The following is a 21594-nucleotide window of genomic DNA, read 5'->3' as shown; positions in this document are numbered from 1 at the left end:
ACCGCGCGCGCTCATCCTTGTCGACACCATCACCGGGCGCGTAATGCCCGGCGGGAGCAGTAAATGAAGATCGAATTCGTCGCGTCCGCGAGCGCCCCCCAGGTTCTCGCCGTCCTCGTCAACGAAGGAAGGACCTTCGTGGGGACGGGAAGCCAGCTCGACGCCGCGACGTCAGGTGCGCTGACCCGGGCCATGACCGCCAGCCGCTTCACCGGCGGGTCCAACAGCACCCTCGTCGTCGCCGCGCCCGCCGGCGTCGACGCCTCGACCATCGTGCTGACCGGCGCGGGCGATCCGGGCAAGTTCGATGATCTCGCCCTCGAGGCCGCCGCCGGCGCCGCCTATCATGCGGTTAAGATGTCGGGCGCGACGGCCCTCACCATCGACGCCTCGCACCTCTCGGCCGACCAGGCCGCCCGCGCCGCCTTCGCCGCCCGTCTGGCCAGCTACCGCTTCCTGAAATACCGCACGACCCTGAAGCCCGAGAAGACGCCGTCGATCGAAACCATCGAGGTCGTCGCCGCCGATCCGAAGGCCGCCAAGGCTGCATACGAATCGTTCTCGGCCGTCGCCGCCGCCGTCGAATTCTCGCGCGATCTGGTCAGCGAGCCCGCCAACGTCCTGTACCCGGAAGAGTTCGCCAAACGGGTGAAGAGCCTCGAGAAACTCGGCCTCGAGGTCGAGATTCTCGGCGAGAAGGAACTGACCAAACTCGGCTTCAACACCCTGCTGGCCGTCGGCATGGGCAGCGTGCGCGAGAGCCAGGTCGCCATCATGAAGTGGAACGGCGGCAAGAAGGGCGAGCAGCCCATCGCCTTCGTCGGCAAGGGCGTCTGTTTCGACACCGGCGGCATTTCCATCAAACCGGCCGACGGCATGGAGGACATGAAGTGGGACATGGGCGGCGCCGCCGCCGTGTCCGGCCTCATGCACGCCCTGGCCGGCCGCAAGGCGAAGGTGAACGCCATCGGCGTCATCGGCCTGGTCGAGAACATGCCCGACGGCGCGGCCCAGCGCCCGGGCGACGTGGTCATGTCCCTGTCCGGCCAGTCGGTCGAGGTGCTGAACACGGACGCCGAGGGCCGCCTCGTTCTGGCCGACTGCCTCTGGTACACCCAAGAGCGTTTCAAGCCGAAATTCATGCTCGATCTGGCCACCCTGACGGGCGCCATGATCGTGGCGCTCGGCCTGGAATATGCGGGCGTCTTCTCCAACTCGGACGAACTGGCCAATAACTTCCTGGCCGCCGCGCCCAAGGTCGGCGAGAACGCGTGGCGGATGCCGATCCCGGCCGCCTACGAGCGCCACATCGACACCCCGATCGCCGATGTGAAGAACACCGGCAATGGCCGCGCGGGCGGCTCGATCACCGCCGCCCTGTTCCTGCAGCGCTTCACCAACGGCACGCCCTGGGCCCACATCGACATCGCCCCGACGGCCTGGGTCAAGGACTCGAAGAGCCCGACCGTGCCGGACGGCGCCGTCGGCTGGGGCGTGCGCACGCTCGACCGGATGGTGGCCGACTCCTACGAGTCCTGATCGGCTGTGAGAGGTGGAACCGGGTGTCTGACGCATCGCCGGAAATCTGGTTCTACCATCTCGAGCGCTCGACGCTGGATCAGGTCCTGCCGGGTCTGCTGGAAAAGACGCGCGAGCGGGGCTGGAAGGCGCTGGTCCGCGCGTCCGATCCGCATCTGCTCGACGACATCGACGAGCGGCTGTGGACGTACCGCGACGACAGCTTCCTCGCCCACGGCCGCGCGGACGAGCCCGAGGCGGCGCGTCAGCCCATCCTGCTGACGGAATCGACCGAGAACCCGAACGCGGCTCAGGCGCTGTTCATCCTGGACAGCGCTGAACTGGGCGACACGAAAGGCTTCGACCGATGCTTCATCATCTTCGACGGACGGAACGACGAGGCGCTGTCCGGCGCGCGGGTCCGCTGGAAGACGCTGAAGGATCAGGGCGCGAACCTGGCCTACTGGAAGCAGTCGCCCGAGGGACGCTGGGAAAAGGCGGCCTGATCGCCCTCGCGGCGCTGGCGGCCTGCACGACGCCCGCCTCTGACGCCTCGGCGCCGCGCGCCATTGAGGAGGCGCAGCTGAATCCTCCCGTCGGTTCCCAGCCCACCTATCCGACCGTCGACATGTGCCGCGCGGGCGAGCTTCAATGGCTGGTCGGGAAACCGAAGACCGAGATTCCCGTTCCTGTCGATGTCGTGAATCGCCGGGTCACCTGCACGACCTGTCCGGTGACCGAGGACTATGCGCCTCACCGCCTGAACATCTTCTTCAACGAACAGACGCAGATCGTCGAACAGGTCCGCTGCGGCTGACGCACCCCAAGGAGACCCCGCCGATGAAGACCCTTGTACTCAGCCTCTCGGCCGCCGGCCTGCTGGCCGCCTGCGCCCCGGTCGACGACGGCGCGTCCGTTCCGCCTTCGGACGGTCCGACCCAGTGCCGCGCGGACCAGTATCAGCAGTACGTCGGCCGCAACCGTTCCGAACTGCCGCCCAAACCGGCCAATGAGAACTGGCGCGTCACCTGCACCACCTGCCCGGTGACGATGGACTACAGTCCCTCGCGCCTGAATATCTTCTATGAGGAACGCACCGGCGTCATCCGCGAGGTCAAATGCGGATGAGGGCCATCGCCGTCGCCGTCGCCGGCCTGACTCTGGCGGCGTGCGCGCCGGCAGGGACGCCCGAGACCTCGCCCGTCCCCCAACGCTGCGACGCCGGGGCGGCGCAGTCGCTGATCGGCTCCCATGTCGGCGCCGTGGACTTCGCAGCCGGCGCGAACGTCCGCATCGTCTGCACCACCTGTCCGACGACGAAGGACCTGCGCCCCGACCGGCTGAACATCCGCTTCAACCAGGCGACCGGCATCATCGAACGCGTCGACTGCGGCTGATCCCGCTTGGCGTCCCGCGCCTTTCACGGCAGGGTGGCGTGGAAGTCCGGGGAGGGCAGACCATGCGTACGATGCTGATGTCGGGCGTCGCCCTGACGGCGGTGCTGATCGGACCTGCCGCCGTCGCCGACGCGACCGCCGACAGCGCCGTACGCGCGCTGCTGGAAAGCCCCCAGGTCTGCGGACAGGCCGGGTCGGCCAATGCGGGCACGCCGGTCACCGACATGGTCATGGTCGACGGCTTCGGCGCGGGCGGCTTCGCCATTGATACGGCCAATCCCGAGGCCCAGGCCTGGTTCAACCACGGCGTCCGCCTGCGCTGGGCCTTCGAGCACACGGAATCGGTGCGCGCCTTCCGCAAGGCCCGTCTACTCGACCCGTCATGCGCCATGTGCGCCTGGGGCGAGGCCTGGGCGCTCGGCCCCAATCTGAACGGCGGCGGCAATGACGACGAAAGCCTCGCCGCCGCCGTGAAGGCCGCGCGCGAAGCCCGCCGGATGGCGCGGCAGGCGACGCCCATGCAGCGGCAGATGATCGACGCCCTCGTCCAGCGCTATTCAGGCTGGAAATCCTCGCGCAGTCGCCGCTTCGCCCAGTCGATGGACCGGATCGCGCGCAACAATCCATCGGACGTCACCGTGGCCGCCATCACCGCCGACGCCTGGATGCTGAACGCCGACGAATGGTGGGACGACGACGGCAAGGCCGCCGACCCCGGCATCACCCGCGCCATGTCCATCCTCGAACAGACCCTGGCCCGGCTTCCCGACGATCCCGGCGCCATCCACCTCTACATCCATCTGACCGAATGGTCGGACGACCCGCACAAGGCCATTCCCTATGGCGAGCGGCTGGCGGCCCTGGCTCCCGGAGCCAGCCATCTGGTGCATATGCCGTCGCACACCTTCTATCGCGTGGGTCGGTACAAGGACGCGATGATGTCCAACGTCAACGCCGTGGCGCTGGACCGGCGCTATGACGGGCTGGCCCGTCCACCCGGCGGCGTGCCCGGCATGCCGCTGCACGGCCACAACATCCATTTCGGCATGGGCGGCGCCCTGATGGCCGGCGGGGGTGAGGAAGGGCTGAAACTGGCCGACTGGTTCCTGGCCACCTATCCGGACATTCCGGCGACCAATGTCTGGCGTCAGGCCATGGCCAACAACGCCTACGCCATCTACGGCCGCTTCGGTTCGCCGGAGAAGGTCGCCTCGCTGGCCGAACCGGCTGAAACCCATCCGATGCTGCGCGTCAGCTGGCGCTTCGCCCGGGGCGAGGCCGCGGCGCGGGCAGGGGACGCGTCCGCCGTCCGGGCCGAGGCCGAGGCCATCGCCGCCTTGCGCGCCGCGCCGGACTTCGCCGCCGGACCGCAGGGCAGGATGCGCAACGAATTCACCGAGGTTTCGCAGCGGGTGCTCGAAGGCAGGGCCGCCATGATCGAGGGGAACGCCGACGCGGCCGTCGCCGCCTTTACCCGCGCCGCCGAAATCCAGGGGCAGGATTCCGAGGGCGGCGATCCGCCGATCCTCTGGTATCCGACGCGCCGCAGCCTCGCCGCGGCACTGCTGCTCAAGGGCGACGCGGCGGGCGCAAAGGTGAAGATCGTCGAACTGCTCGAGGACTGGCCCAGCGACCCCTACAGCTATTTTGTCCTCGCCGAGGCCGAGACAGCGCTGGGCGACGCCGACGCGGCGGCCGAGGCCAGGCGCAAGGCGGCTGTCGAATGGATCGGCGGACCGATGGATCTGGAGTTGGCCTAGACGGCCCTCAGGTCGGGGTCGCGACCGCCATATTGTCGATGAGCCGCGTCCGCCCCAGCCACGCCGCCGCCAGAATGCGCGCTGGCGCGTCCACGACGCCGTCCCGGAACGGCGCCAGGTCGTCAGCGCGGCGCACGGCGACATAGTCGATCCGCTCGAACCCGGCCTTCAGCAGGGCGGCGTGCGCGTCGCGTTCTACAGCGGCCAGCGGACGCCGCGCCGTCGCCTGTATCCCGGCCTCGGCGAGCACCCCGTTCAGCCGCCGCGCGGTCTCAAGCTCGGCCTCGCTGAGGTAGGCGTTGCGCGACGACAGAGCCAGGCCGTGGCCGTCGCGCTCGGTCGGCGACCCGACGATCTCGGTGGGAATGTCCAGATCGCGCACCATGCGCCGCACGACCATCAGCTGCTGATAATCCTTCTCGCCGAACACCGCGACATCGGCCTGGACCTGATTGAGCAGCTTGGCGACCACCACGGCCACCCCGCCGAAGAAGTGCGGACGGAAGTCGGTCTCCAGCCCCGCCGACGGCCCGCCGACGCTGACGGCGGTGACGAACCCGTCCGGATACATCTCCTCGACCGTCGGCGCGAACAGCAGGTGACAGCCCGCGCTCGCCAGCATTTCGGCGTCCTGCGCCTCGCGCCGGGGATAGGTGCCCAGATCCTCATGCGCCGCGAACTGGGTCGGATTGACGAAGACGCTGGCGACCACGCGGTCTGCCCGGCGGCCCGCTTCGCGCACAAGGGTCAAGTGGCCTTCGTGCAACGCGCCCATGGTCGGAACGAAGCCGACCGTGAACCCCTGACGCTTCCACGCGCTGACCTGTTCGCGCAGCGCGGCGACAGTGCGGACGATCGGAAGGGACGTGGGATCGGTCATGATGAACGGATTAACCCTTCGCCTTAAGCCTGCTTGTGAACCGGGCGGCAAACGCTGCCGTGCGAGGGTTGGCTTATGACGCCGAGCCTCCTGATCCGTCCAGTGCTTGTCCTTCTCGCCGCCTCGGGCCTGACCGCCTGCGGCATGGTCGACGCCGACCCGCATCGTTTCGAAAATCTGGCCGAGTCCGTCGCCGCCATCCCCCTCGACGGGCAGCGCGCGCCCGCCGTCACGCCTGCGGCTCACCGCACCGCCGCAGACGCCGGCCTGCGCCCCGCCATTCGCGTCGAGGTCATGGATACCCACGCCTTCTGGGACGCGCGCGACGCCGACATGAGCGGCATGGTCGAGCGCGCCGCACCGCAACTCGTGGCCGCCGCCGCGCCCGCCGTGGCCGACGCCGTCGTGCAGCAGGTCTCGACCCGTATCGACAGCGCCGCCTCCCGCGCCGGCCTGCGCCCGGCGATCCAGACCCGCCCGGCCGCCGCGCCCGCCGCTTCGCGCGGTCTGGTGCAACTGGGCGCCTATTCCAGTGAAGCTTCGGCCCGTGCGGCCTGGACCCGCCTCAAGAGCGGGCAGGCGGCCTGGGCTCTGGACGGCCTGTCGCCGGTCTATGAAGCCGTCGATGTCGGCGGCCGCAGCCTGACGCGGCTGAAGGTCCGCGCGCCCGCCTCCGGCGCCGCCGCCGTCTGCGCCGCCGCCGGGATCGACGATCCCTGGTGCCGCCGCGCCGTCTAGACCGCGCATCCACAGACCTTCCATCCGCCTGCGTTGACGGCGGCCCCGGCGAACGCGATTTTGCCTGTTCTGGCCGCGCGTCTGAGTCGGCGGCTCCATACAGGTGTGAATCCTCCATGGCTGACCCCACGGTCATCGTCGTCGGCAACGAAAAGGGCGGGGCGGGCAAGTCCACGCTCGCGATCCATATCGTCACCGCCCTGCTGCACGCCGGAAAGCGGGTCGCCATCATCGACCTGGACCTGCGTCAGCGGTCGATGGCCAAATTCTTCGCCAATCGCGCGGCCTGGATGGCGGGCAATGGCCACACCCTGCCCATGCCGATCGAGCCTGACATGGGCGACGGCAAGGCCCTGGCGCGGGCCAACGAGGCCGAGCAACTGGCCCGGTTCGAAGCGGCCTTCGCCGAGGCCAAGGCGACCGCCGACGTCATCCTGATCGACACCCCCGGCGGCGACACCCTCCTGTCGCGCACGGCCCACGGCCTGGCCGATCAGATCGTCACGCCGATGAACGACAGCTTCGTCGACTTCGACCTGCTGGGGTCGGTGGATCCCGTCACCCTCGACCTGCTCAAGCCCTCGATCTATTCCGAAAGCGTCTGGGAGGCCCGCAAACAGCGCGCCGTCGCCCAGGGCCGCCACGCCCAGATCGACTGGATCGTGGTCACCAACCGCCTGGCCGTCGCCGCGGCCCGCAATCGCCAGCGTCTGGAAGAGCGGATGGAGAAGCTGGCTCGCCGCGTCGGCTTCCGAATGGGCCCCGGCCTGCGCGACCGCGTCATCTATCGCGAACTGTTCCCGTTCGGCCTGACCGTGGCGGACCTCTCCAACGACATCCGCCCCGTGGCTGTGTCGCTGGCCCACGTCGCGGCCCGTCAGGAGATGCGCAGCCTGATGCACGCCCTCGGGCTGGACAGCGGCGCGTTGGACGCCCCGCTCGACGCGGCGGCATGACGTCTTGAGCCTGATCTGGCTGGCCCTGGCCGCGATCGCCGTCTGGGCCCTGGTCCGGCTCGGACGCCAGAGCGAGAGCAGGGGCCGGGGCCAGTGGCGTGTCGCCGCCACCCTCTTCAGCGCCGTGATGCTGGCCGGCGGTGTCCTGCTGGCCTCGAAAGGCGCGTGGATACCCGCCGTCGGCCTGATCGGCGCGAGCCTGTGGCTGACGGTGGCCTCGCGCCAGCGGGCCGTCGCTCCCCGCAGCGAGGCGATGAGCGATACAGAGGCGCGGGCGATCCTCGGCGTATCCGCCGACGCCACGGTTCAGGACATCAACGCCGCCTGGAAGCGCCTGATGGGCCGCGCCCACCCTGATCAGGGCGGAACGCAGGGCCTCGCCTCACGTCTGAACGCGGCGCGCGATCACCTGCTCAGGCGGTGACCCGAGGGTCAGGCCGCCGGCTTGGCGGCCTTCTTCGCAGCCGGCTTCCTGGCCGCAGCCTTCTTTGCAGCCGGTTTCTTCGCAGCGGGCTTCTTCGCCGCCGCCTTTTTGGCTGGAGCCTTCTTGCCCCTGGACGGCGCCGCCAGCGCCCGCGCCGCCAGCAGGGGCAGGGCCTGCTCCAGCGTCAGGTCTTCCGGCGCCGTACCCTTGGGCAGGGTGGCGTTGATCTTGCCCGATTTCACATAGGGGCCGAACCGGCCCGCCATGACGTGGATCGGCTCGCCCGTTTCGGGGTGGGCGCCCAGGTCCTTCAGCGGCGCCGTCGCGGCGCCCCGTCCTGCGAATTTGCCCGCCCGCTTCTCGGCCAGCAGAACCACGGCGCGGTTCAGACCGATCTCGAACACCTCGTCGATGTCCGCGACATTGGCGTAGGTTCCGGCGTGCAGCACGAACGGGCCATAGCGGCCGAGGCCCGCCGTGATCGGCTTGCCGTCTTCGGGGTGCATCCCGACCTCGCGCGGCAGGGCCAGCAGGCGCAGGGCCTGTTCCAGGCTCAGCGACGCCGGCGACCAGCCCTTGGGCAGGGACGACCGTTTCGGCTTCTCCTCCCCGGGAGGGGTGGTCTCAACATACGGGCCGAAGCGGCCGATCTTCAGCGACACGGAGGCGCCGGTCGCCGGATCGACGCCCAGCTCCCGGTCCCCGCCGTCCGCGCCGCCTTCCGCCGCATCAGGCGAGGCCACGGGCCGGGTGTATTTGCACTCGGGATAGCGCGAACAGCCGATGAAGGCGCCGAACCGGCTGGTCTTCAGGCTCAGTTGCCCCTGATGGCACAGCGGGCATTCGCGCGGGTCGGAGCCGTCTTCCTTCTGCGGGAAGATATGGGGTCCCAGCGACTCGTTCAGCGCGTCCAGAATAGCCGTGGTGCGCAGCTCGCCGGCGGCCTGGGTCGCGACATGGAAGTCCGACCAGAATTCGCGCAGCAGCACCTTCCAGTTCAGATTGCCCGCCGACACCTCGTCCAGCCGTGTCTCGAGCGCCGCGGTGAAGTCGTACTCCACCCACTTTGCGAAGAACTGCTCCAGGAAGGCTGTCACCAGCCGTCCCTTGTCCTCGGGATAGAAGCGGTTCTTGTCCGTGCGCACATATTCACGGTCGCGCAGCGTCGTCAGGATCGAGGCGTAGGTCGAAGGGCGGCCGATGCCCAGCTCTTCCAGCTTCTTGACCAGGGTCGCTTCCGAATAGCGCGGGGGCGGCTCGGTGAAATGCTGTTCGGTGCGGATCGCCTCGACCTTGGCCGCGGCGCCTTCCTTCAGCGCGGGCAGGCGGGTCGTGTCGTCCTCGTCGTCGCCGCCGTCCTTCGGCCTGTCGTCGCGGCCCTCTTCATAGACGGCCATGAATCCGTCGAAGGCCACGACCTGGCCGGTGGCTCGCAGGCCGGTCTGGCCCGTCGGCTCCTCGATCTCGACCGTCGTGCGGTCCAGACGCGCGGACTCCATCTGGCTGGCGATGGTCCGCTTCCAGATCAGTTCGTACAGCTTCTGCAGGTCGCCCTCGAGACGCAGGGTCTCGGGCGCGCGGGTCATGTTGGTCGGACGGATCGCTTCGTGCGCTTCCTGAGCGTTCTTGGCTTTCGTCTTGTAATAGCGAGGTTGTTCGGGAACGTAGGCCGGTCCGAACCGGTCGCCGATGACCTCGCGCGCCTGGGCGATGCCCTCGGGGCTGACCGACAGGCCGTCGGTCCGCATGTAGGTGATCAGGCCGCCCTGGTCGTCGACGCCCTCATACAGTTTCTGGGCCGCCTGCATGGTGCGCTGCGCGGTGAAGCCCAGCTTGCGCGAGGCCTCCTGCTGCAGGGTCGAGGTCATGAACGGCGGGGCCGGTGCGCGCTTGACCGGCTTCTTCTCCACCGAGGCGATGGTGAAGGTCCCGGCGTTGATGGCGTCGCGCGCCGCCGTGGCCATGGCTTCCGAGGTGATGTCCAGCCGCTGCACCCGTTTCCCGGCGTGTTTGACCAGACGGGTGGTGAAGGGCGGGCTGTCGGCGTTCAGGTCGGCCTCGACGGACCAGTATTCCTGCGCCCTGAACTTCTCGATCTCCATTTCGCGATCGACGACGATGCGCAGGGCGACCGACTGCACCCGTCCGGCCGAACGCGCGCCCGGCAGCTTGCGCCACAACACCGGCGACAGGGTGAAGCCCACCAGATAGTCCAGCGCGCGACGGGCCAGATAGGCCTCGACCAGCTCCATGTCGATCTGGCGCGGATTGGCCATGGCCTCGAGCACGGCGCTCCTGGTGATGGCGTTGAAGGTGACCCGCTCGACGTGCGTGTCCTTCAGCACCTTCTTCTTGTTCAGGATCTCCAGCACGTGCCAGCTGATCGCCTCGCCCTCGCGGTCGGGGTCGGTGGCCAGGATGACGCGGTCGGACCGTTTGGCGACCTCGGCGATCTCCGACAGACGCTTGGAGGCCTTGGCGTCGATCTCCCACGACATGGCGAAGTCGTCGTCGGGCAGGACCGAACCGTCCTTGGACGGCAGATCGCGGACATGCCCGTAGGACGCCAGGACGGTGAAGTCCGGGCCCAGATATTTGTTGATGGTCTTGGCCTTTGCGGGGCTCTCGACGACGACGAGGTTCATGCGGGGAGGGGGCCTTGAAACGGCGCGGAAAGGGGGCGGAACGTGGTTGGAGCGAGCGTCGCTGTCAATCGGCGTATCTGAGGCGCAACTCGAAATACGGTGCATGACCTTGCAAAACACGTAGGAGTTGTGTCCAATCCGTGACATCTGCAGGAGTCAGACATGTCCGACCCGAACCCGTCGCTCGCCGCGCCATCTCCCCGACGAACCGCAGGAAGGCCGCAGGAGGCGCGCGACCCGGTCAGGGAGTACGTCGGCGACTTCGCCGGGCAGCTGGCGCTCATGGCGCGGGACGCAGGGGACGAAGCCCTCGCCGAGGCGCTCGAGGCGGCCGTGGATCTGGCCATGCGTCCGCTGGTCCATCCGGTCGTGGTCGCCGCACCGATCAAACGCCGGGCCTAGCTGGACGCCAGACCGCCGGGCAGAAGCGTCGCCCGTCCGGCCAGGCTGAGCTCCAGCAGGGCCGCGGCCACCGCCCCGACGGGCGCGCCCGCCGCCCGGGCCAACTCATCGCGCGGCGTCGGGGTCGGCGACAGAAGGCCGGCCACGCATTCGATCAGCGCCGCGTCGATCTCGTCAGGCGCGCCCCGGAATGGATTGTCCGGGCCCGGCTCGCGCAGGGTGCGCAGGGTCGAGAAGGCGCGTTCCACATCCTCCAGCCCCTCGCACAGGATCGCCCCCTGCCGCAGCAGTTCGTTGGGGCCTTTCGAGCGGGGATCGAGTGGCGAACCCGGCACGGCGAAGACGTCACGCCCCTGTTCCGCCGCCAGACGCGCCGTGATCAGCGACCCGGATCTCAGCTCGGCCTCGACCACGATCACGCCGCGCGACAGGCCCGAGATGATGCGGTTGCGCCGGGGAAAGTCCCTGGCCTGCGCCCGCGTTCCGACCGGGCTTTCCGAGACGATGCAGCCCCGTTCGACGATCTGGCGATAGAGGTCGGCGTTGTCGGGCGGATAGACGTCGTCCACCCCGCCGCCCAGCACGGCGATCGTGCCGGTCGGCAGCGCCCCCGTATGCGCCGCCCCGTCGATTCCGCGCGCCAGCCCCGAGACGATGACATGGCCCGCCTCGCCCAGTTGCTGCGCCAGCCCCCGCGCGATCCGCTGGCCGCCCGCGGACGCGATCCGGGCGCCCACCACGGCGATACATGGCCGGGCCATCAGCGCGACGTCGCCAAGGGTCCACAGTGCGGGCGGCGGCGGATCCGTCGCCGCCAGCGGCTCGGAATAGGCGGCGTCGCCCAGCACGATCAGCCGGCCCCCGATCCGCTCACCCGCGGCGAGTTCCTGTTCGATCTCTCCGACCGGCGGCGGGCCTTCGCCGCGGCCTCCGGCGCGCCGCATCAGATCCGGCAGGGCTTCAAGCGCGCGTTCCGCCGCGCCGTACCGGTCCAGAAGCTGGCGGAAGGTCACGGGACCGACCCGGACGGTGCGCGCCAGCCGCAGCCGCGCGAATCGCTCCGCCTCGGACAGGGGCGGACGGGGGCTCACCCCTTGCTGGCGCCGATGCGGGGTTCCGTCCCCTTCAGCAGGCGGGCGATATTCTCGTGGTGGCGGATCCAGATCAGGGCGGCGGTGAAGACTGACAGGGCCGCGACCGGCGTAGGCGCGGGCAGACCCAGGGCCGCAAGAGGCAGCACGGCGTAGACCGGCGCGGCGACCGCAGCGATCAGGGCCGCCAGCGAGGATATCCGGAACAGGGCTGCGATCAGCAGCCAGGTCGCCCCGGCCAGCAGGCCCAACGGCCAGCAGGCGGCCAACAGCAGGCCGAAGAAGGTCGCAACCCCCTTGCCGCCCTTGAACTTCAGCCAGACGGGGAACAGGTGGCCCATGAAGGCCGCGCCGCCGGCGATGGCGCCCGCGACCTCGGCCGCATGGCTCACGCCGCCCAGCATGTATCTGGCCAGCAATAGCGCCGCCGCGCCCTTGCCGGCGTCCAGGATCAGGGTCGCGAAGGCCAGATCCTTGCGCCCGGTCCTCAGGACATTGGTCGCGCCGATATTGCCCGAACCGATGCTGCGCACATCCTCGCCGGTCACCAGACGGGTGAGGATCACGCCGAACGGGATGGAGCCCAGCAGGTAGCCGCCGACCGCCACGAGGGCGAGCGTCCCCAGAGCGGGCCCGACCAGATCCTGCAAGTGATTCGCTCCCTCTTAGCGTGCGTCGTGGACGATGCGTCCGCCGACGACGGTAAGCAACACCCGGCCTTGCAGACGGCGTCCGTCGAAGGGGGAGTTCTTGGATTTTGACTTCAGCGCACTCGCATCGACCACGACAGGCGCGCCCGGATCGAACAGGATCAGGTCCGCGGGCGCGCCCGCGGCCAGCACGCCTGCATCCAGTCCCAGCAGGGTCGCCGGGCCGTGGGTCAGGGGCCGCAGGATGTCGAGCAGGTCCAGCCCGTCCTCGTGGTGCAACGACAGGGCAGCCGCCAGAAGGGTCTCCAGCCCGACCGCGCCCGGCGTCGCCTCGGCAAAGGGCCGGCGCTTGTCTTCGGCGGGGGCGGGGGCGTGGGCGCTGGTGATGGCGTCGATCAGGCCGTCGCGCACCGCCTCGATCAGCGCCTGCCGGTCGCTCTCGGGCCGCAACGGCGGGTCCAGCCGGTAGAAGGTGCGGTAGTCGCCGATGTCGATCTCGTTGAAGCACAGGTGGTTGATCGACACCGAGGCGGCGACCTCCAGCCCCTTCGCCCGGGCCCGCGCCAGCGCCTCCAGCGCGCCCTCGGTCGAGATCTGGTCGACCAGGAAACGCGCGCCTGTCTGTTCGACCAGCGCCAGATCGCGCTCCAGCTGGATGCGTTCGGCGATGGCCGGGGCCGAGGCCAGACCGAGCCGCGTCGCCAGTTCGCCCGAGGTCGCCACCGCGCCCTCGCTCAGCCAGGGCTCGGCCGGACGGCATGAAATCAGGGCGTTGAAGGCGGCGGCGTAGCTCATGACCCGCTGCAGGGTCCGGGTGTTGGCGATGACCGCATCGACGTCGGTGAAATACAGCGCGCCGGCCTCGTCCATCAGGCCAATCTCGGCCATGCGGACCCCGTCGCGCGCCCGGGTCGCCGCGCCGGCCGCGCGGACGTTGACGAGGCCCAGGGCCGCGCCGCGCCGCTGGATGAATTCGATCATCGCCGGATCGTCCAGCGCCGGGTCGGTATCGGGCTGGATGACGATGGTGGTCACGCCGCCCGCCGCCGCCGACAGGCTGGCCGACTTGAGCGTCTCTTTCGGTTCCGCGCCCGGCTCGCCTGTCTTGACCCGGATGTCGATCAGGCCCGGCGACAGGCACAGGCCGCCGGCGTCTATGACAGTCACACCGTCCGGCGCGGCTGCTCCGGCGCCGTGGATGACCTCGGTGATGCGGCCGTCCTCGACCAGCACCGCGCCGGGACCGTCGTAGTCGGCGCCGGGGTCCAGCAGCCGCGCATTCAGGATCGCTATGGCGCTCATGACGCCGCTCCATCCAGCCGCGCCGACAGGGCGGCCAGCACCGCCATGCGAGCCGCCACACCCATCTCGACCTGGTCCTGGATCAGGGAGACGGTCAGATCGTCGGCCACGTCGGAGTCGATCTCGACGCCCCGGTTCATCGGTCCCGGGTGCATCACCTTCGCCCCCGGATTGGCCCACGACAGTTTCTCGCGGTCCAGGCCCCAGAAGCGGAAATATTCGCGGGTCGAGGGGACCAGCGCCCCCTCCATCCGCTCCAGCTGGAGGCGCAGCATCATCACGACGTCGCAGCCCTTCAGGCCCTCGCGCATGTCGTGGAACACCTCGCAGCCCCAGCGGTCGGCGTCTCCGGGCACCAGCGTCGGCGGCCCGATCAGCCGCACCCGCGCGCCCATCATCGACAGCATCGACACATTCGACCGCGCCACGCGGCTGTGGGCGATGTCGCCGCAGATGGCGACCGTCAGCCCGCCCACGTCCCCGAACGCCCGGCGCAGGCTCAGCAGATCCAGCAGGGCCTGGGTCGGATGTTCGTGCCGTCCGTCGCCCGCGTTGACGACCGCGCAGCCCACCTTCTGGGCCAGCAGGGCCGCCGCGCCCGAGGCTCCGTGGCGCACCACCAGCACGTCGGGCTTCATGGCGTTCAGCGTCGCCGCCGTGTCGATCAGGGTCTCGCCCTTGGCCACCGACGAGGTCCGCGGGCTCAGGGCCGTCACATCGGCGCCCAGCCGCTTGGCCGCGATCTCGAACGAGGCGCTGGTGCGGGTCGAGTTCTCGAAGAACAGGTTCATGACCGTGCGCCCGCGCATCAGGTCCAGCGACTTGGAGGACTGGCGGTTGAAGTCGACGAAGGCGTCGGCCAGGTCCAGCAGCGGCGGGGTCGTGGCGGCATTCAGGTCGCCCGCGGACAGGAAATGGCTGTGCGGGAACGGCGCCAGCCGCTCGAGAATCAGATCGGTGAGTGCGGCAGGCTGGCTCATCGAGGCCCGCCTATAGGGCCGGGCGGGGCGGAACGGAAGACGCCGCGTGTTCAGATGTAGCCGAACACCGCCAGAAGGATCGGAATGGTGAAGGCGCTGACCACCGTGGTCAGGGCGACCACCCCGGCCATCAGGGGCGCGTCGCCGCCCATCTGGCGGGCCATGACATAGGAGGCGGCCGCCCCCGGCGAAGCGCCGGCCAGCAGCGCCAGCCCCTGCGCCATCCGGTCGCCGCCCAGCGCGCCGGTCAGCCAGTACATGCCCAGCGGCAGGATGATCAGCTTGATCGCCGTCACCGCGACCATCAGGACCGGTCGGGAGGCCGCGTATCGGAAACTGAGCCCGGCCCCGGCGGTCATCAGGCCCAGGGCGATGGCCCCGGGGCCCATAAGGTCGAACCCCGCCATCAGCAGGGCGGGTTGCGGAACGCCGGCGAAATTCAGGGCCGCCCCGGTTCCGCAGGCCCAGATGATCGGGTTTCTCGACAGCGATGTCAGCGCCAGCCGCCAGCCGCCGCCCTGGCCCGCGCCCCAGCGCGCCAGCACCAGCACGCACACCACATTCAGGGCCGGCGCCAGCACGCCGAAGGCCACCGCCGCCACGCCGAGTCCCGGCTCGCCGAACACCGCCCCCGCTACCGGCAGGAAGACGAAGCCGTTCCAGCGGATGACGCCCTGAAACACGCTGGTGAAGGCCGGATCGCTGATCCGCATCAGCGGCTTGGCCAGCACCGTCAGCAGGGCGACCGTCAGCGCCACGGCGACCGTGGCCATCGCCACCGGTCCCGCTGCGCCGCCCGCGAAGTCGGCGCGCCAGACGGCCGGGATCAGGAAGGCGGGATAGAAGACGAAATAGGTCAGACGCTCGACGGCCCGCCAGCCATCGTCAGCAAGGAAATTGCGCTTCTTCAGCCCCCAGCCGAGGGCGATCATGGCGAAGACGGGAACGATGCCGGTGAGCAGGCCGCTCATCGCCCGGCCTGATCCCTCAGCCGGTCCAGCGCGCCCTGCAATATCCAGGCGGCGGCGGTTCGATCGACCACGTCGGCGCGGCGCTTTCGGGTCAGGTCCAGTTCGCCGATCAGGAACCGCTCGACCGCGCTGGTCGACAGCCGCTCGTCCTGGAAGGCGCAGGGCACTTCGCGGATGCGCTGCAGATTTCGCGCGAACGCCCGGCACGACTGCGCCCGCGGGCCCTCTGTCCCGTCCATGTTCAACGGCAGCCCGATCACCAGCCCCGACGCCCTGCGCCCGTCCATCAGCTTCAGCACCGCATGAGCGTCGTCGGTGAATTTGGTCTTGCGGATCAGCGACAGCGGGCTGGCGATCATGCGCGTCGTGTCCGAAACAGCCACGCCGATGGTCTTCTCGCCGAGGTCCAGCCCCAGCCAGGGCGTGCCCGGCGGGGTCGAGGCGGCGAGGTCTTCGAGCGATAGAACTGTCACGGCTTGGCGGTAGGACTGGCGAGCCGCCCTGTCAAAGTGCAAAGGTGGCGTATCGTTGATGGGGGAACATCCGATGAAGCCAGTCACCTTCCTTGCAGCGGTGCTCGCGCTCGCCGCCTGCGACACCCAGGTCGAGACCCGCAAGGCCGAGGTCCCGCCCGTTGAACAGACCGGAACGCCCACGCCCGCCGCCGCGCCGCTGACCGCCTCCGGGCCCGCCGCGACCCTCCAGCCCGAAACCGCGCCCAATCTGCAGGACGCGGCCTCCGTCGTCGAACTCGACGAGCTCAGGGCCCAGGGGACATCGACCGCCAAACTGTTTGGCACGGCCGGCGGCGACCCCGCGATGAACGGCCTCTACACCCACCTGGCCTTCTTCCAGGGCCCGGCCGAGGGCTGGCGTGTCTTCCGCCTCGGCGACTTCCTCGAATATCGCGTCCTGTCCGAAGCCCCGGGCCGCGTCGACCTGGAGATCAAGGAAAGCACGATGGACCAGGCCACGAGCGCGATCGGCAGCCGGACCCGCCGGGTCATCGTCGGCTGGGCGGTGGCGGCCGACGGCTCGGCCCCGCCCACGGTGACCTTCACGCCCGCGCAGTGAACGCCTCCGACGAACTGGCCCGCAACCGGGCGACGGTCGCGGGCTATGACGCCTCAGCCGAAAGCTACGCGGCCGAGACGGACCATGCCCCGACGCCGGAGCATGTGGAGGCCCTCGAGCGGCTTGTCGCCGCGGTCGGGCCCGGCGGCCGCGTACTGGAAGTCGCCTCCGGCCCGGGCTGGGACGCCGACCGGCTGGAGGCCATGGGACTTCAGGTTCGGCGAACCGACCTCTCCGAAGGTTTCATCGCCTTCCAGCGGGATCGCGGCCGGGCCGTCGAGCAACTGGACCTGATCACCGGCGATCTGGGCGGCCCGTGGGACGGCCTCGTCGCCCTCTATGTCATCCAGCACATCGGCCGCGACCTTGTCGACGGCGTGATCACCCGGGTCGCCGAGGCGCTCCGTCCCGGAGGAACGCTGCTGGTGTCATGGCAGGAAGGCGAGGGCGAACACACGTCCATGGACGCCGAAGGGACCTATCAGGTCGTCCGTTGGCGCGAGGCCGACATGGTCGATTGCCTCTCCCGACACGGCCTCGCCGTGGACTGGCGCTCGCTCTTCCGTGGCCGGGAAGCCGACTGGATCACGGTAATCGCGCGCCGTTCTTGAGATTCGGGACCCGGACCGCTATTCCCGCCGCTTCCGTTTCCGTTGCTGGAGGGCCGCATGGCCATCGACGCCGCGACCGTGCGCCGGGTGGCGCACCTCGCCCGTATCAAGACCCCCGAGGAGCGTCTGGAGCCCCTGGCCCAGGAGCTGAACGGCATCCTCGCCTGGATCGAGCAACTGAACGAGGTCGACGTCGCGGGTGTCGAGCCCATGACCTCCAACGTCGCCCAGCCCCTGCGCCTGCGCGACGACGTCGTCACAGACGGCGGCAAGGTCGCTGACGTGCTCGGAAACGCGCCGCGGTCCGCCGACGGCTTCTTCGTCGTGCCCAAGGTGGTCGAATAGACATGTCCGACCTGACCAAGCTCACCCTCAAGGCCGCACTCGACGGCCTGAAGTCGAAGTCCTTCTCGTCCGAGGAAATCACCCGGGCCTTCGTCGCCAACATCGACGCCGCCAACCCGCGCCTCAACGCCTATGTCGTCCAGACCACGGACAAGGCCCTTGACATGGCCCGCGCCTCCGACGCCCGCATCGCGAAAGGCGAGGGCGGGGCGCTGGAAGGCGCGCCTCTCGGCATCAAGGACCTGTTCTGCACCGCGGGCGTCCAGACCACGGCCGGCTCCAACATGCTGCGCGGCTTCGTCCCGCCCTATGAGTCCACCGTCACCTCGAACCTGTGGCGCGACGGCGCAGTCATGCTGGGCAAGCTCAACATGGACGAGTTCGCCATGGGCTCGTCCAATGAAACCTCGGCCTTCGGTCCGGTGGTCAATCCGTGGAAGTCGAAGACCTCCAACGCAGACCTGACCCCGGGCGGCAGCTCGGGCGGTTCGGCCTCGGCCGTCGCCGGCGACCTGTGTCTGGCGGCCACCGCCTCGGACACCGGCGGCTCGATCCGCCAGCCCGCGGCCTTCACCGGCACCGTCGGGGTCAAGCCCACCTACGGCCGCGCCAGCCGCTTCGGCATGGTCGCCTTCGCCAGTTCGCTGGATCAGGCCGGTCCGATCACGAAAACGGTCGAGGATTCGGCCATCCTGCTGCGCTCCATGTGCTCCTTCGACCCGAAGGATTCGACCAGCCTCGACGTCGAGACCCCCGACTGGACGAAATCCCTCAACAAGGGCGTGAAGGGCCTGCGCATCGGCGTGCCGAAGGAATACGTCGTCGACGGCATGCCCGCCGAGATCCAGGCCCTGTGGGACCAGGGCGTGGCCTGGCTCAAGGCCGGCGGCGCCGAGATCGTCGAAATCAGCCTGCCGCACACCAAATACGCCCTGCCGGCCTATTACATCATCGCCCCGGCCGAGGCCTCGTCCAACCTGGCCCGCTACGACGGCATGCGCTTCGGCCACCGCGCCGAGGGAACGACCAGCCTGACCGATCTCTATGAGACCAGCCGCGCCGAGGGTTTCGGCAAGGAGGTCCAGCGCCGCCTGACCATCGGGGCCTATGTCCTGTCGGCCGGATTCTATGACGCCTATTACGTCCGGGCGCTCAAGGTCCGCCGTCGCATCGCCATGGATTTCGACGCCGTCTGGGACAAGGTGGACGCCATCCTGACGCCGTCGACCCCGTCTGCCGCCTTCGCCCTGGGCGACAAGCAGGTCGATCCGCTGCAGATGTATCTGAACGACATCTTCACCGTCACCGCCAACCTCGCCGGCCTGCCGGGCATTTCGGTGCCCGCGGGCCTCGACAAGGGTGGCCTGCCGCTGGGCCTTCAGGTCATCGGCAAGGCGCTGGACGAGGCGACGGTGTTCCAGGTGGCGAGTGCTCTGGAAGACGCGGCGGGGTTTGTGGCCAGGCCGGACAAGTGGTGGTGAGCATGACCGACACATCCAAACTCATCCAGGGCCGCACCGGCCCGTGGGAAATCGTCATGGGGCTGGAGATCCACGCCCAGGTGGCGTCGAAGGCCAAGCTGTTCTCGGGCGCCGCCGTCGGCTTCGGCGCGGGGCCGAACGAGCAGGTGTCGCTGGTCGACGCCGGCTTCCCCGGCATGCTGCCGACCCTGAACAGACACTGTGTCGAACAGGCCGTCCGCACCGGCCTGGGCCTCAATGCGCAGATCAACAAGCGCAGCCAGTTCGACCGGAAGAACTATTTCTACCCCGACCTGCCCACCGGATATCAGATCAGCCAGCTCTACTTCCCCATCGTCGGCGAGGGCGTCGTCGAGGTGGAGGCCGAGGACGGCTCCTTCTTCAACGTCGGCATCGAACGCCTGCATCTGGAGCAGGACGCGGGCAAGCTGATCCACGACCTGTCGCCGACCGAGAGCTATGTCGACCTGAACCGCGCGGGCACCGCCCTGATGGAGATTGTGTCACGCCCGGACATCCGTTCTCCTGAAGAAGCCGTGGCTTACGTAAAGAAGATCAGAACCATTCTGATCTATCTGGGCACCTGCGACGGCGACATGGAGAAGGGCAACCTTCGCGCCGACGTCAACGTCTCGGTCTGCCGCGAGGGCCAGTACGCCGAATACAAGGCGACGGGCGACTTCAGCCATCTGGGCACGCGCTGCGAGATCAAGAACGTCAACTCGTTCCGCTTCATCAGCCAGGCCATCAACTACGAGGCCCGGCGCCAGATCGAGATCCTCGAGGACGGCGGCAAGATCGATCAGGAGACGCGCCTCTACGACCCCACGGCCGGCGAGACCCGCTCGATGCGCTCCAAGGAAGAGGCGATGGACTATCGCTACTTCCCCGACCCCGACCTGCTGCCCCTGGAGCTGGAGCAGGCCTGGATCGACGACATCAAGGCCAGCCTGCCCGAACTGCCGGACGCCAAGCGTCGGCGGCTGATGGCCGACTACGGCCTGTCGCAATACGACGCCGTGGTCCTGATCTCGGAACAGGCCAAGGCGGACTATTTCGAAGCGGCCGCCAGGGGGCGCGACGCCAAACTGGTCGCCAACTGGGTCACCAACGAGCTGTCCGCCCGCCTCGCCGCCGACGGCAAGGATTTCTCCGAAAACAGCCTGCCGGCCGCCCATGTCGCCCAGCTGGTCGAACTGATCGAGACCGGCGTCATCTCGTCGAAAATCGCCAAGGAGGTCTTCGACCACGTCTGGAACGGCGAGGGCTCGCCCGCGGAGGTCGTCGAGAAGCACGGCCTCAAACAGGTCACCGACACCGGCGCGATCGAAAAGGCCATCGACGACATCATCGCCGCCAATCCCGACAAGGCCGCCGCCGTCGCCGAAAAGCCCCAGGCCCTCGGCTGGTTCGTCGGCCAGGTCATGAAGGCCACGGGCGGCAAGGCCAACCCGGCCGCGGTCAACGACATCCTGAAGGCGAAGCTGGGGCTGTGAATCCTGTCTCCTCCCTGTCGCGAAGCGATGGGGAGGGGGGATCGCGAAGCCGCGGAACCGACGAGCGCCTCATCCGGACCGGCCGCGCTACGGAAAGACGACCGCCAGATCGGGGTATGAGCCCGGGCCTCCGCCGATATCATGCCTTGATCGGTCTTGCTGGCGGCTAGCCGAACAGGTCGTCGGTGTCGTCCGCGCCTTCCAGCGCCTCACGCGCCAGGGCCCGCGTCACCGGCTTGTGCAGGGCGTCCAGCGTCGCAACCACGGCTTCCGCCGCCGCCGCCGACCGGTCGATCCGCCTCAGCAGATAGGGCACCACGTCCTTCTGCGGCCGGATGCCCCGTTCCGCGAACCGGGCGTCCAGCATGGCCGCCAGCACGGCGTCGTCGGGGGCCTCCATCGGCACGCTGATGACCGCATCCAGCCGCGATCGCAGGTCGGGCAGGGCGACCGTCCAGCTGGACGGCGCCGACCGCGCCACCATCAGCAGGGCGCCGCCGGGCGCCTGGGCCAGGTTGATCAGGTGGAACAGGGTCTCGTCGTCGACATCCCTGGCCCGGTCCAGCAGCACCGGCCGCCCGTCGATCTCCAGCGGATCGATCAGCGCCGCCTCGGCTCCGTGCAGGGCCACGGCCCCGACGCGTTCGCCCCAGATCTGCGCCAGCCGGCTTTTGCCGCAACCCGCCGGCCCGCAGATCGCCATCGCCCCGCCGATCAGGTTCGGCCAGTCCTCCAAGGCCTCGACTGCCGCGCGGTTGCAGTCGGACACGACGAAGCCCTCGGCGCCGTCAGGCAGGTCGCGTTGCAGCGGAAGTCGCATCTGGCCAGGAGGGGCGGGGCGGGCGGTCATAATGGGACAGCTATAGCAGACGA

Annotated in this window: 24 protein-coding genes; 15 read left to right on the top strand and 9 right to left on the bottom strand. The window is 69.2% G+C overall.

All coding sequences use genetic code 11. The features are described from left to right. The first annotated feature begins 63 nt into the window (after positions 1-63). From BrevBR_RS14140 to BrevBR_RS14115, 6 genes are all read left to right on the top strand, one after another. Positions 64-1539 carry a leucyl aminopeptidase gene (locus tag BrevBR_RS14140; RefSeq protein WP_340001371.1) on the top strand — a complete coding sequence of 492 codons (1476 nt, stop codon included), beginning with the start codon at positions 64-66 and terminating at the stop codon, positions 1537-1539. A 23-nt stretch (positions 1540-1562) separates the two neighbouring features. Further along, on the top strand, positions 1563-2024 hold the full coding sequence (locus BrevBR_RS14135) for a DNA polymerase III subunit chi (RefSeq protein ID WP_332639829.1): 462 nt from the start codon (positions 1563-1565) through the stop codon (positions 2022-2024). A 122-nt stretch (positions 2025-2146) separates the two neighbouring features. Beyond that, positions 2147-2335 carry a hypothetical protein gene (locus BrevBR_RS14130; RefSeq protein WP_332639828.1) on the top strand — a complete coding sequence of 63 codons (189 nt, stop codon included), beginning with the start codon at positions 2147-2149 and terminating at the stop codon, positions 2333-2335. 23 nt (positions 2336-2358) lie between these two features. Next, a complete protein-coding gene (locus BrevBR_RS14125) occupies positions 2359-2646 on the top strand; it encodes an I78 family peptidase inhibitor (protein WP_332639827.1) in 288 nt (95 codons plus the stop codon). Beyond that, the gene (locus BrevBR_RS14120) at positions 2643-2915 is read left to right on the top strand and encodes a peptidase inhibitor I78 (RefSeq protein ID WP_340001370.1); all 273 of its coding nucleotides are present in this window, start codon (positions 2643-2645) and stop codon (positions 2913-2915) included. Before BrevBR_RS14125 ends, BrevBR_RS14120 begins: the two co-directional genes overlap by 4 nt. 62 nt (positions 2916-2977) lie before the next feature. Then, positions 2978-4675 (top strand): hypothetical protein, encoded by a 1698-nt coding sequence (locus tag BrevBR_RS14115; protein WP_340001369.1) that lies wholly within the window; start codon positions 2978-2980, stop codon positions 4673-4675. A 7-nt stretch (positions 4676-4682) separates the two neighbouring features. Here BrevBR_RS14115 and panC read toward each other — a convergent pair whose 3' ends face one another. Beyond that, a complete protein-coding gene (panC, locus tag BrevBR_RS14110; RefSeq protein ID WP_340001368.1) occupies positions 4683-5555 on the bottom strand; it encodes a pantoate--beta-alanine ligase in 873 nt (290 codons plus the stop codon). Positions 5556-5630: 75 nt separating this feature from the next. Between panC and BrevBR_RS14105 the strand changes: the two genes are divergently transcribed. The 3 genes from BrevBR_RS14105 to BrevBR_RS14095 all read left to right on the top strand — a co-directional run bounded on the left by BrevBR_RS14105 (position 5631) and on the right by BrevBR_RS14095 (position 7673). Next, positions 5631-6293: an SPOR domain-containing protein gene (locus tag BrevBR_RS14105; protein WP_340001367.1), complete on the top strand. Its 663-nt coding sequence runs from the start codon at positions 5631-5633 to the stop codon at positions 6291-6293. Between the two features lie 116 nt (positions 6294-6409). Further along, a complete protein-coding gene (locus BrevBR_RS14100) occupies positions 6410-7249 on the top strand; it encodes a division plane positioning ATPase MipZ (RefSeq protein WP_340001366.1) in 840 nt (279 codons plus the stop codon). A 4-nt stretch (positions 7250-7253) separates the two neighbouring features. Then, the gene (locus BrevBR_RS14095; protein ID WP_332639821.1) at positions 7254-7673 is read left to right on the top strand and encodes a molecular chaperone DnaJ; all 420 of its coding nucleotides are present in this window, start codon (positions 7254-7256) and stop codon (positions 7671-7673) included. A gap of 8 nt (positions 7674-7681) precedes the next feature. Here the strand turns inward: BrevBR_RS14095 and topA are convergent, their stop codons facing one another. Continuing rightward, the gene (gene topA / locus BrevBR_RS14090) at positions 7682-10318 is read right to left on the bottom strand and encodes a type I DNA topoisomerase (protein WP_332639820.1); all 2637 of its coding nucleotides are present in this window, start codon (positions 10316-10318) and stop codon (positions 7682-7684) included. A 162-nt stretch (positions 10319-10480) separates the two neighbouring features. Between topA and BrevBR_RS14085 the strand changes: the two genes are divergently transcribed. Then, positions 10481-10720: a hypothetical protein gene (locus BrevBR_RS14085; RefSeq protein WP_332639819.1), complete on the top strand. Its 240-nt coding sequence runs from the start codon at positions 10481-10483 to the stop codon at positions 10718-10720. Here BrevBR_RS14085 and dprA read toward each other — a convergent pair. From dprA to ruvX, 6 genes are read right to left on the bottom strand one after another with little or no spacing between them, the layout of a single operon-like run. Further along, on the bottom strand, positions 10717-11811 hold the full coding sequence (gene dprA / locus BrevBR_RS14080; protein WP_332639818.1) for a DNA-processing protein DprA: 1095 nt from the start codon (positions 11809-11811) through the stop codon (positions 10717-10719). The genes BrevBR_RS14085 and dprA overlap by 4 nt on opposite strands. Further along, entirely contained in the window at positions 11808-12461 is a 654-nt protein-coding gene (gene plsY / locus BrevBR_RS14075; RefSeq protein ID WP_332639817.1) for a glycerol-3-phosphate 1-O-acyltransferase PlsY, read from the bottom strand. The genes dprA and plsY overlap by 4 nt, the downstream gene beginning before the upstream one ends. Before the next feature lie 15 nt (positions 12462-12476). After that, the gene (gene pyrC, locus BrevBR_RS14070; RefSeq protein WP_332639816.1) at positions 12477-13763 is read right to left on the bottom strand and encodes a dihydroorotase; all 1287 of its coding nucleotides are present in this window, start codon (positions 13761-13763) and stop codon (positions 12477-12479) included. Continuing rightward, complete coding sequence (locus BrevBR_RS14065) at positions 13760-14743, bottom strand: aspartate carbamoyltransferase catalytic subunit (protein WP_332639815.1); 984 nt, start codon at positions 14741-14743, stop codon at positions 13760-13762. Before BrevBR_RS14065 ends, pyrC begins: the two co-directional genes overlap by 4 nt. A 50-nt stretch (positions 14744-14793) precedes the next feature. After that, positions 14794-15714: an AEC family transporter gene (locus BrevBR_RS14060; RefSeq protein ID WP_340001364.1), complete on the bottom strand. Its 921-nt coding sequence runs from the start codon at positions 15712-15714 to the stop codon at positions 14794-14796. Beyond that, complete coding sequence (ruvX, locus tag BrevBR_RS14055; protein ID WP_332639813.1) at positions 15711-16187, bottom strand: Holliday junction resolvase RuvX; 477 nt, start codon at positions 16185-16187, stop codon at positions 15711-15713. Before ruvX ends, BrevBR_RS14060 begins: the two co-directional genes overlap by 4 nt. A 73-nt stretch (positions 16188-16260) precedes the next feature. Between ruvX and BrevBR_RS14050 the strand changes: the two genes are divergently transcribed. The 5 genes from BrevBR_RS14050 to gatB are packed head-to-tail and all read left to right on the top strand — an operon-like array spanning position 16261 to position 20721. Next, positions 16261-16788: a hypothetical protein gene (locus BrevBR_RS14050; protein WP_340001363.1), complete on the top strand. Its 528-nt coding sequence runs from the start codon at positions 16261-16263 to the stop codon at positions 16786-16788. Then, positions 16785-17399, top strand: coding sequence for a class I SAM-dependent methyltransferase (locus BrevBR_RS14045; RefSeq protein WP_332639811.1), 615 nt, complete (start codon positions 16785-16787; stop codon positions 17397-17399). Before BrevBR_RS14050 ends, BrevBR_RS14045 begins: the two co-directional genes overlap by 4 nt. Positions 17400-17456: 57 nt before the next feature. After that, positions 17457-17744, top strand: a complete 288-nt coding sequence (gatC, locus tag BrevBR_RS14040) for an Asp-tRNA(Asn)/Glu-tRNA(Gln) amidotransferase subunit GatC (protein ID WP_332639810.1) — start codon at positions 17457-17459, stop codon at positions 17742-17744. 2 nt (positions 17745-17746) lie between these two features. Further along, on the top strand, positions 17747-19225 hold the full coding sequence (gene gatA / locus BrevBR_RS14035; RefSeq protein ID WP_340001362.1) for an Asp-tRNA(Asn)/Glu-tRNA(Gln) amidotransferase subunit GatA: 1479 nt from the start codon (positions 17747-17749) through the stop codon (positions 19223-19225). 2 nt (positions 19226-19227) lie between these two features. Next, entirely contained in the window at positions 19228-20721 is a 1494-nt protein-coding gene (gene gatB, locus BrevBR_RS14030; RefSeq protein WP_340001361.1) for an Asp-tRNA(Asn)/Glu-tRNA(Gln) amidotransferase subunit GatB, read from the top strand. A 166-nt stretch (positions 20722-20887) separates the two neighbouring features. Here the strand turns inward: gatB and BrevBR_RS14025 are convergent, their stop codons facing one another. Then, complete coding sequence (locus BrevBR_RS14025) at positions 20888-21541, bottom strand: chromosomal replication initiator DnaA (protein ID WP_332639807.1); 654 nt, start codon at positions 21539-21541, stop codon at positions 20888-20890. Between the last annotated feature and the right edge of the window lie 53 nt (positions 21542-21594).

Origin of the sequence: Brevundimonas sp. BR2-1 (assembly GCF_037626195.1) — a bacterium.
Classification (GTDB): domain Bacteria; phylum Pseudomonadota; class Alphaproteobacteria; order Caulobacterales; family Caulobacteraceae; genus Brevundimonas.
This window is presented reverse-complemented; position numbering and strand designations above follow the sequence as displayed.

Coding starts and splice junctions, on each gene's coding strand:
- BrevBR_RS14140 (WP_340001371.1), top strand. CDS start 64: ATGAAGATCGAATTCGTCGCGTCCGCGAGCGCCCCCCAGGTTCTCGCC.
- BrevBR_RS14130 (WP_332639828.1), top strand. CDS start 2,147: ATGTGCCGCGCGGGCGAGCTTCAATGGCTGGTCGGGAAACCGAAGACC.
- BrevBR_RS14125 (WP_332639827.1), top strand. CDS start 2,359: ATGAAGACCCTTGTACTCAGCCTCTCGGCCGCCGGCCTGCTGGCCGCC.
- BrevBR_RS14120 (WP_340001370.1), top strand. CDS start 2,643: ATGAGGGCCATCGCCGTCGCCGTCGCCGGCCTGACTCTGGCGGCGTGC.
- BrevBR_RS14115 (WP_340001369.1), top strand. CDS start 2,978: ATGCGTACGATGCTGATGTCGGGCGTCGCCCTGACGGCGGTGCTGATC.
- panC (WP_340001368.1), bottom strand. CDS start 5,555: ATGACCGATCCCACGTCCCTTCCGATCGTCCGCACTGTCGCCGCGCTG.
- BrevBR_RS14105 (WP_340001367.1), top strand. CDS start 5,631: ATGACGCCGAGCCTCCTGATCCGTCCAGTGCTTGTCCTTCTCGCCGCC.
- BrevBR_RS14100 (WP_340001366.1), top strand. CDS start 6,410: ATGGCTGACCCCACGGTCATCGTCGTCGGCAACGAAAAGGGCGGGGCG.
- topA (WP_332639820.1), bottom strand. CDS start 10,318: ATGAACCTCGTCGTCGTCGAGAGCCCCGCAAAGGCCAAGACCATCAAC.
- BrevBR_RS14085 (WP_332639819.1), top strand. CDS start 10,481: ATGTCCGACCCGAACCCGTCGCTCGCCGCGCCATCTCCCCGACGAACC.
- pyrC (WP_332639816.1), bottom strand. CDS start 13,763: ATGAGCGCCATAGCGATCCTGAATGCGCGGCTGCTGGACCCCGGCGCC.
- BrevBR_RS14065 (WP_332639815.1), bottom strand. CDS start 14,743: ATGAGCCAGCCTGCCGCACTCACCGATCTGATTCTCGAGCGGCTGGCG.
- BrevBR_RS14060 (WP_340001364.1), bottom strand. CDS start 15,714: ATGAGCGGCCTGCTCACCGGCATCGTTCCCGTCTTCGCCATGATCGCC.
- BrevBR_RS14050 (WP_340001363.1), top strand. CDS start 16,261: ATGAAGCCAGTCACCTTCCTTGCAGCGGTGCTCGCGCTCGCCGCCTGC.
- gatC (WP_332639810.1), top strand. CDS start 17,457: ATGGCCATCGACGCCGCGACCGTGCGCCGGGTGGCGCACCTCGCCCGT.
- gatA (WP_340001362.1), top strand. CDS start 17,747: ATGTCCGACCTGACCAAGCTCACCCTCAAGGCCGCACTCGACGGCCTG.
- gatB (WP_340001361.1), top strand. CDS start 19,228: ATGACCGACACATCCAAACTCATCCAGGGCCGCACCGGCCCGTGGGAA.
- BrevBR_RS14025 (WP_332639807.1), bottom strand. CDS start 21,541: ATGCGACTTCCGCTGCAACGCGACCTGCCTGACGGCGCCGAGGGCTTC.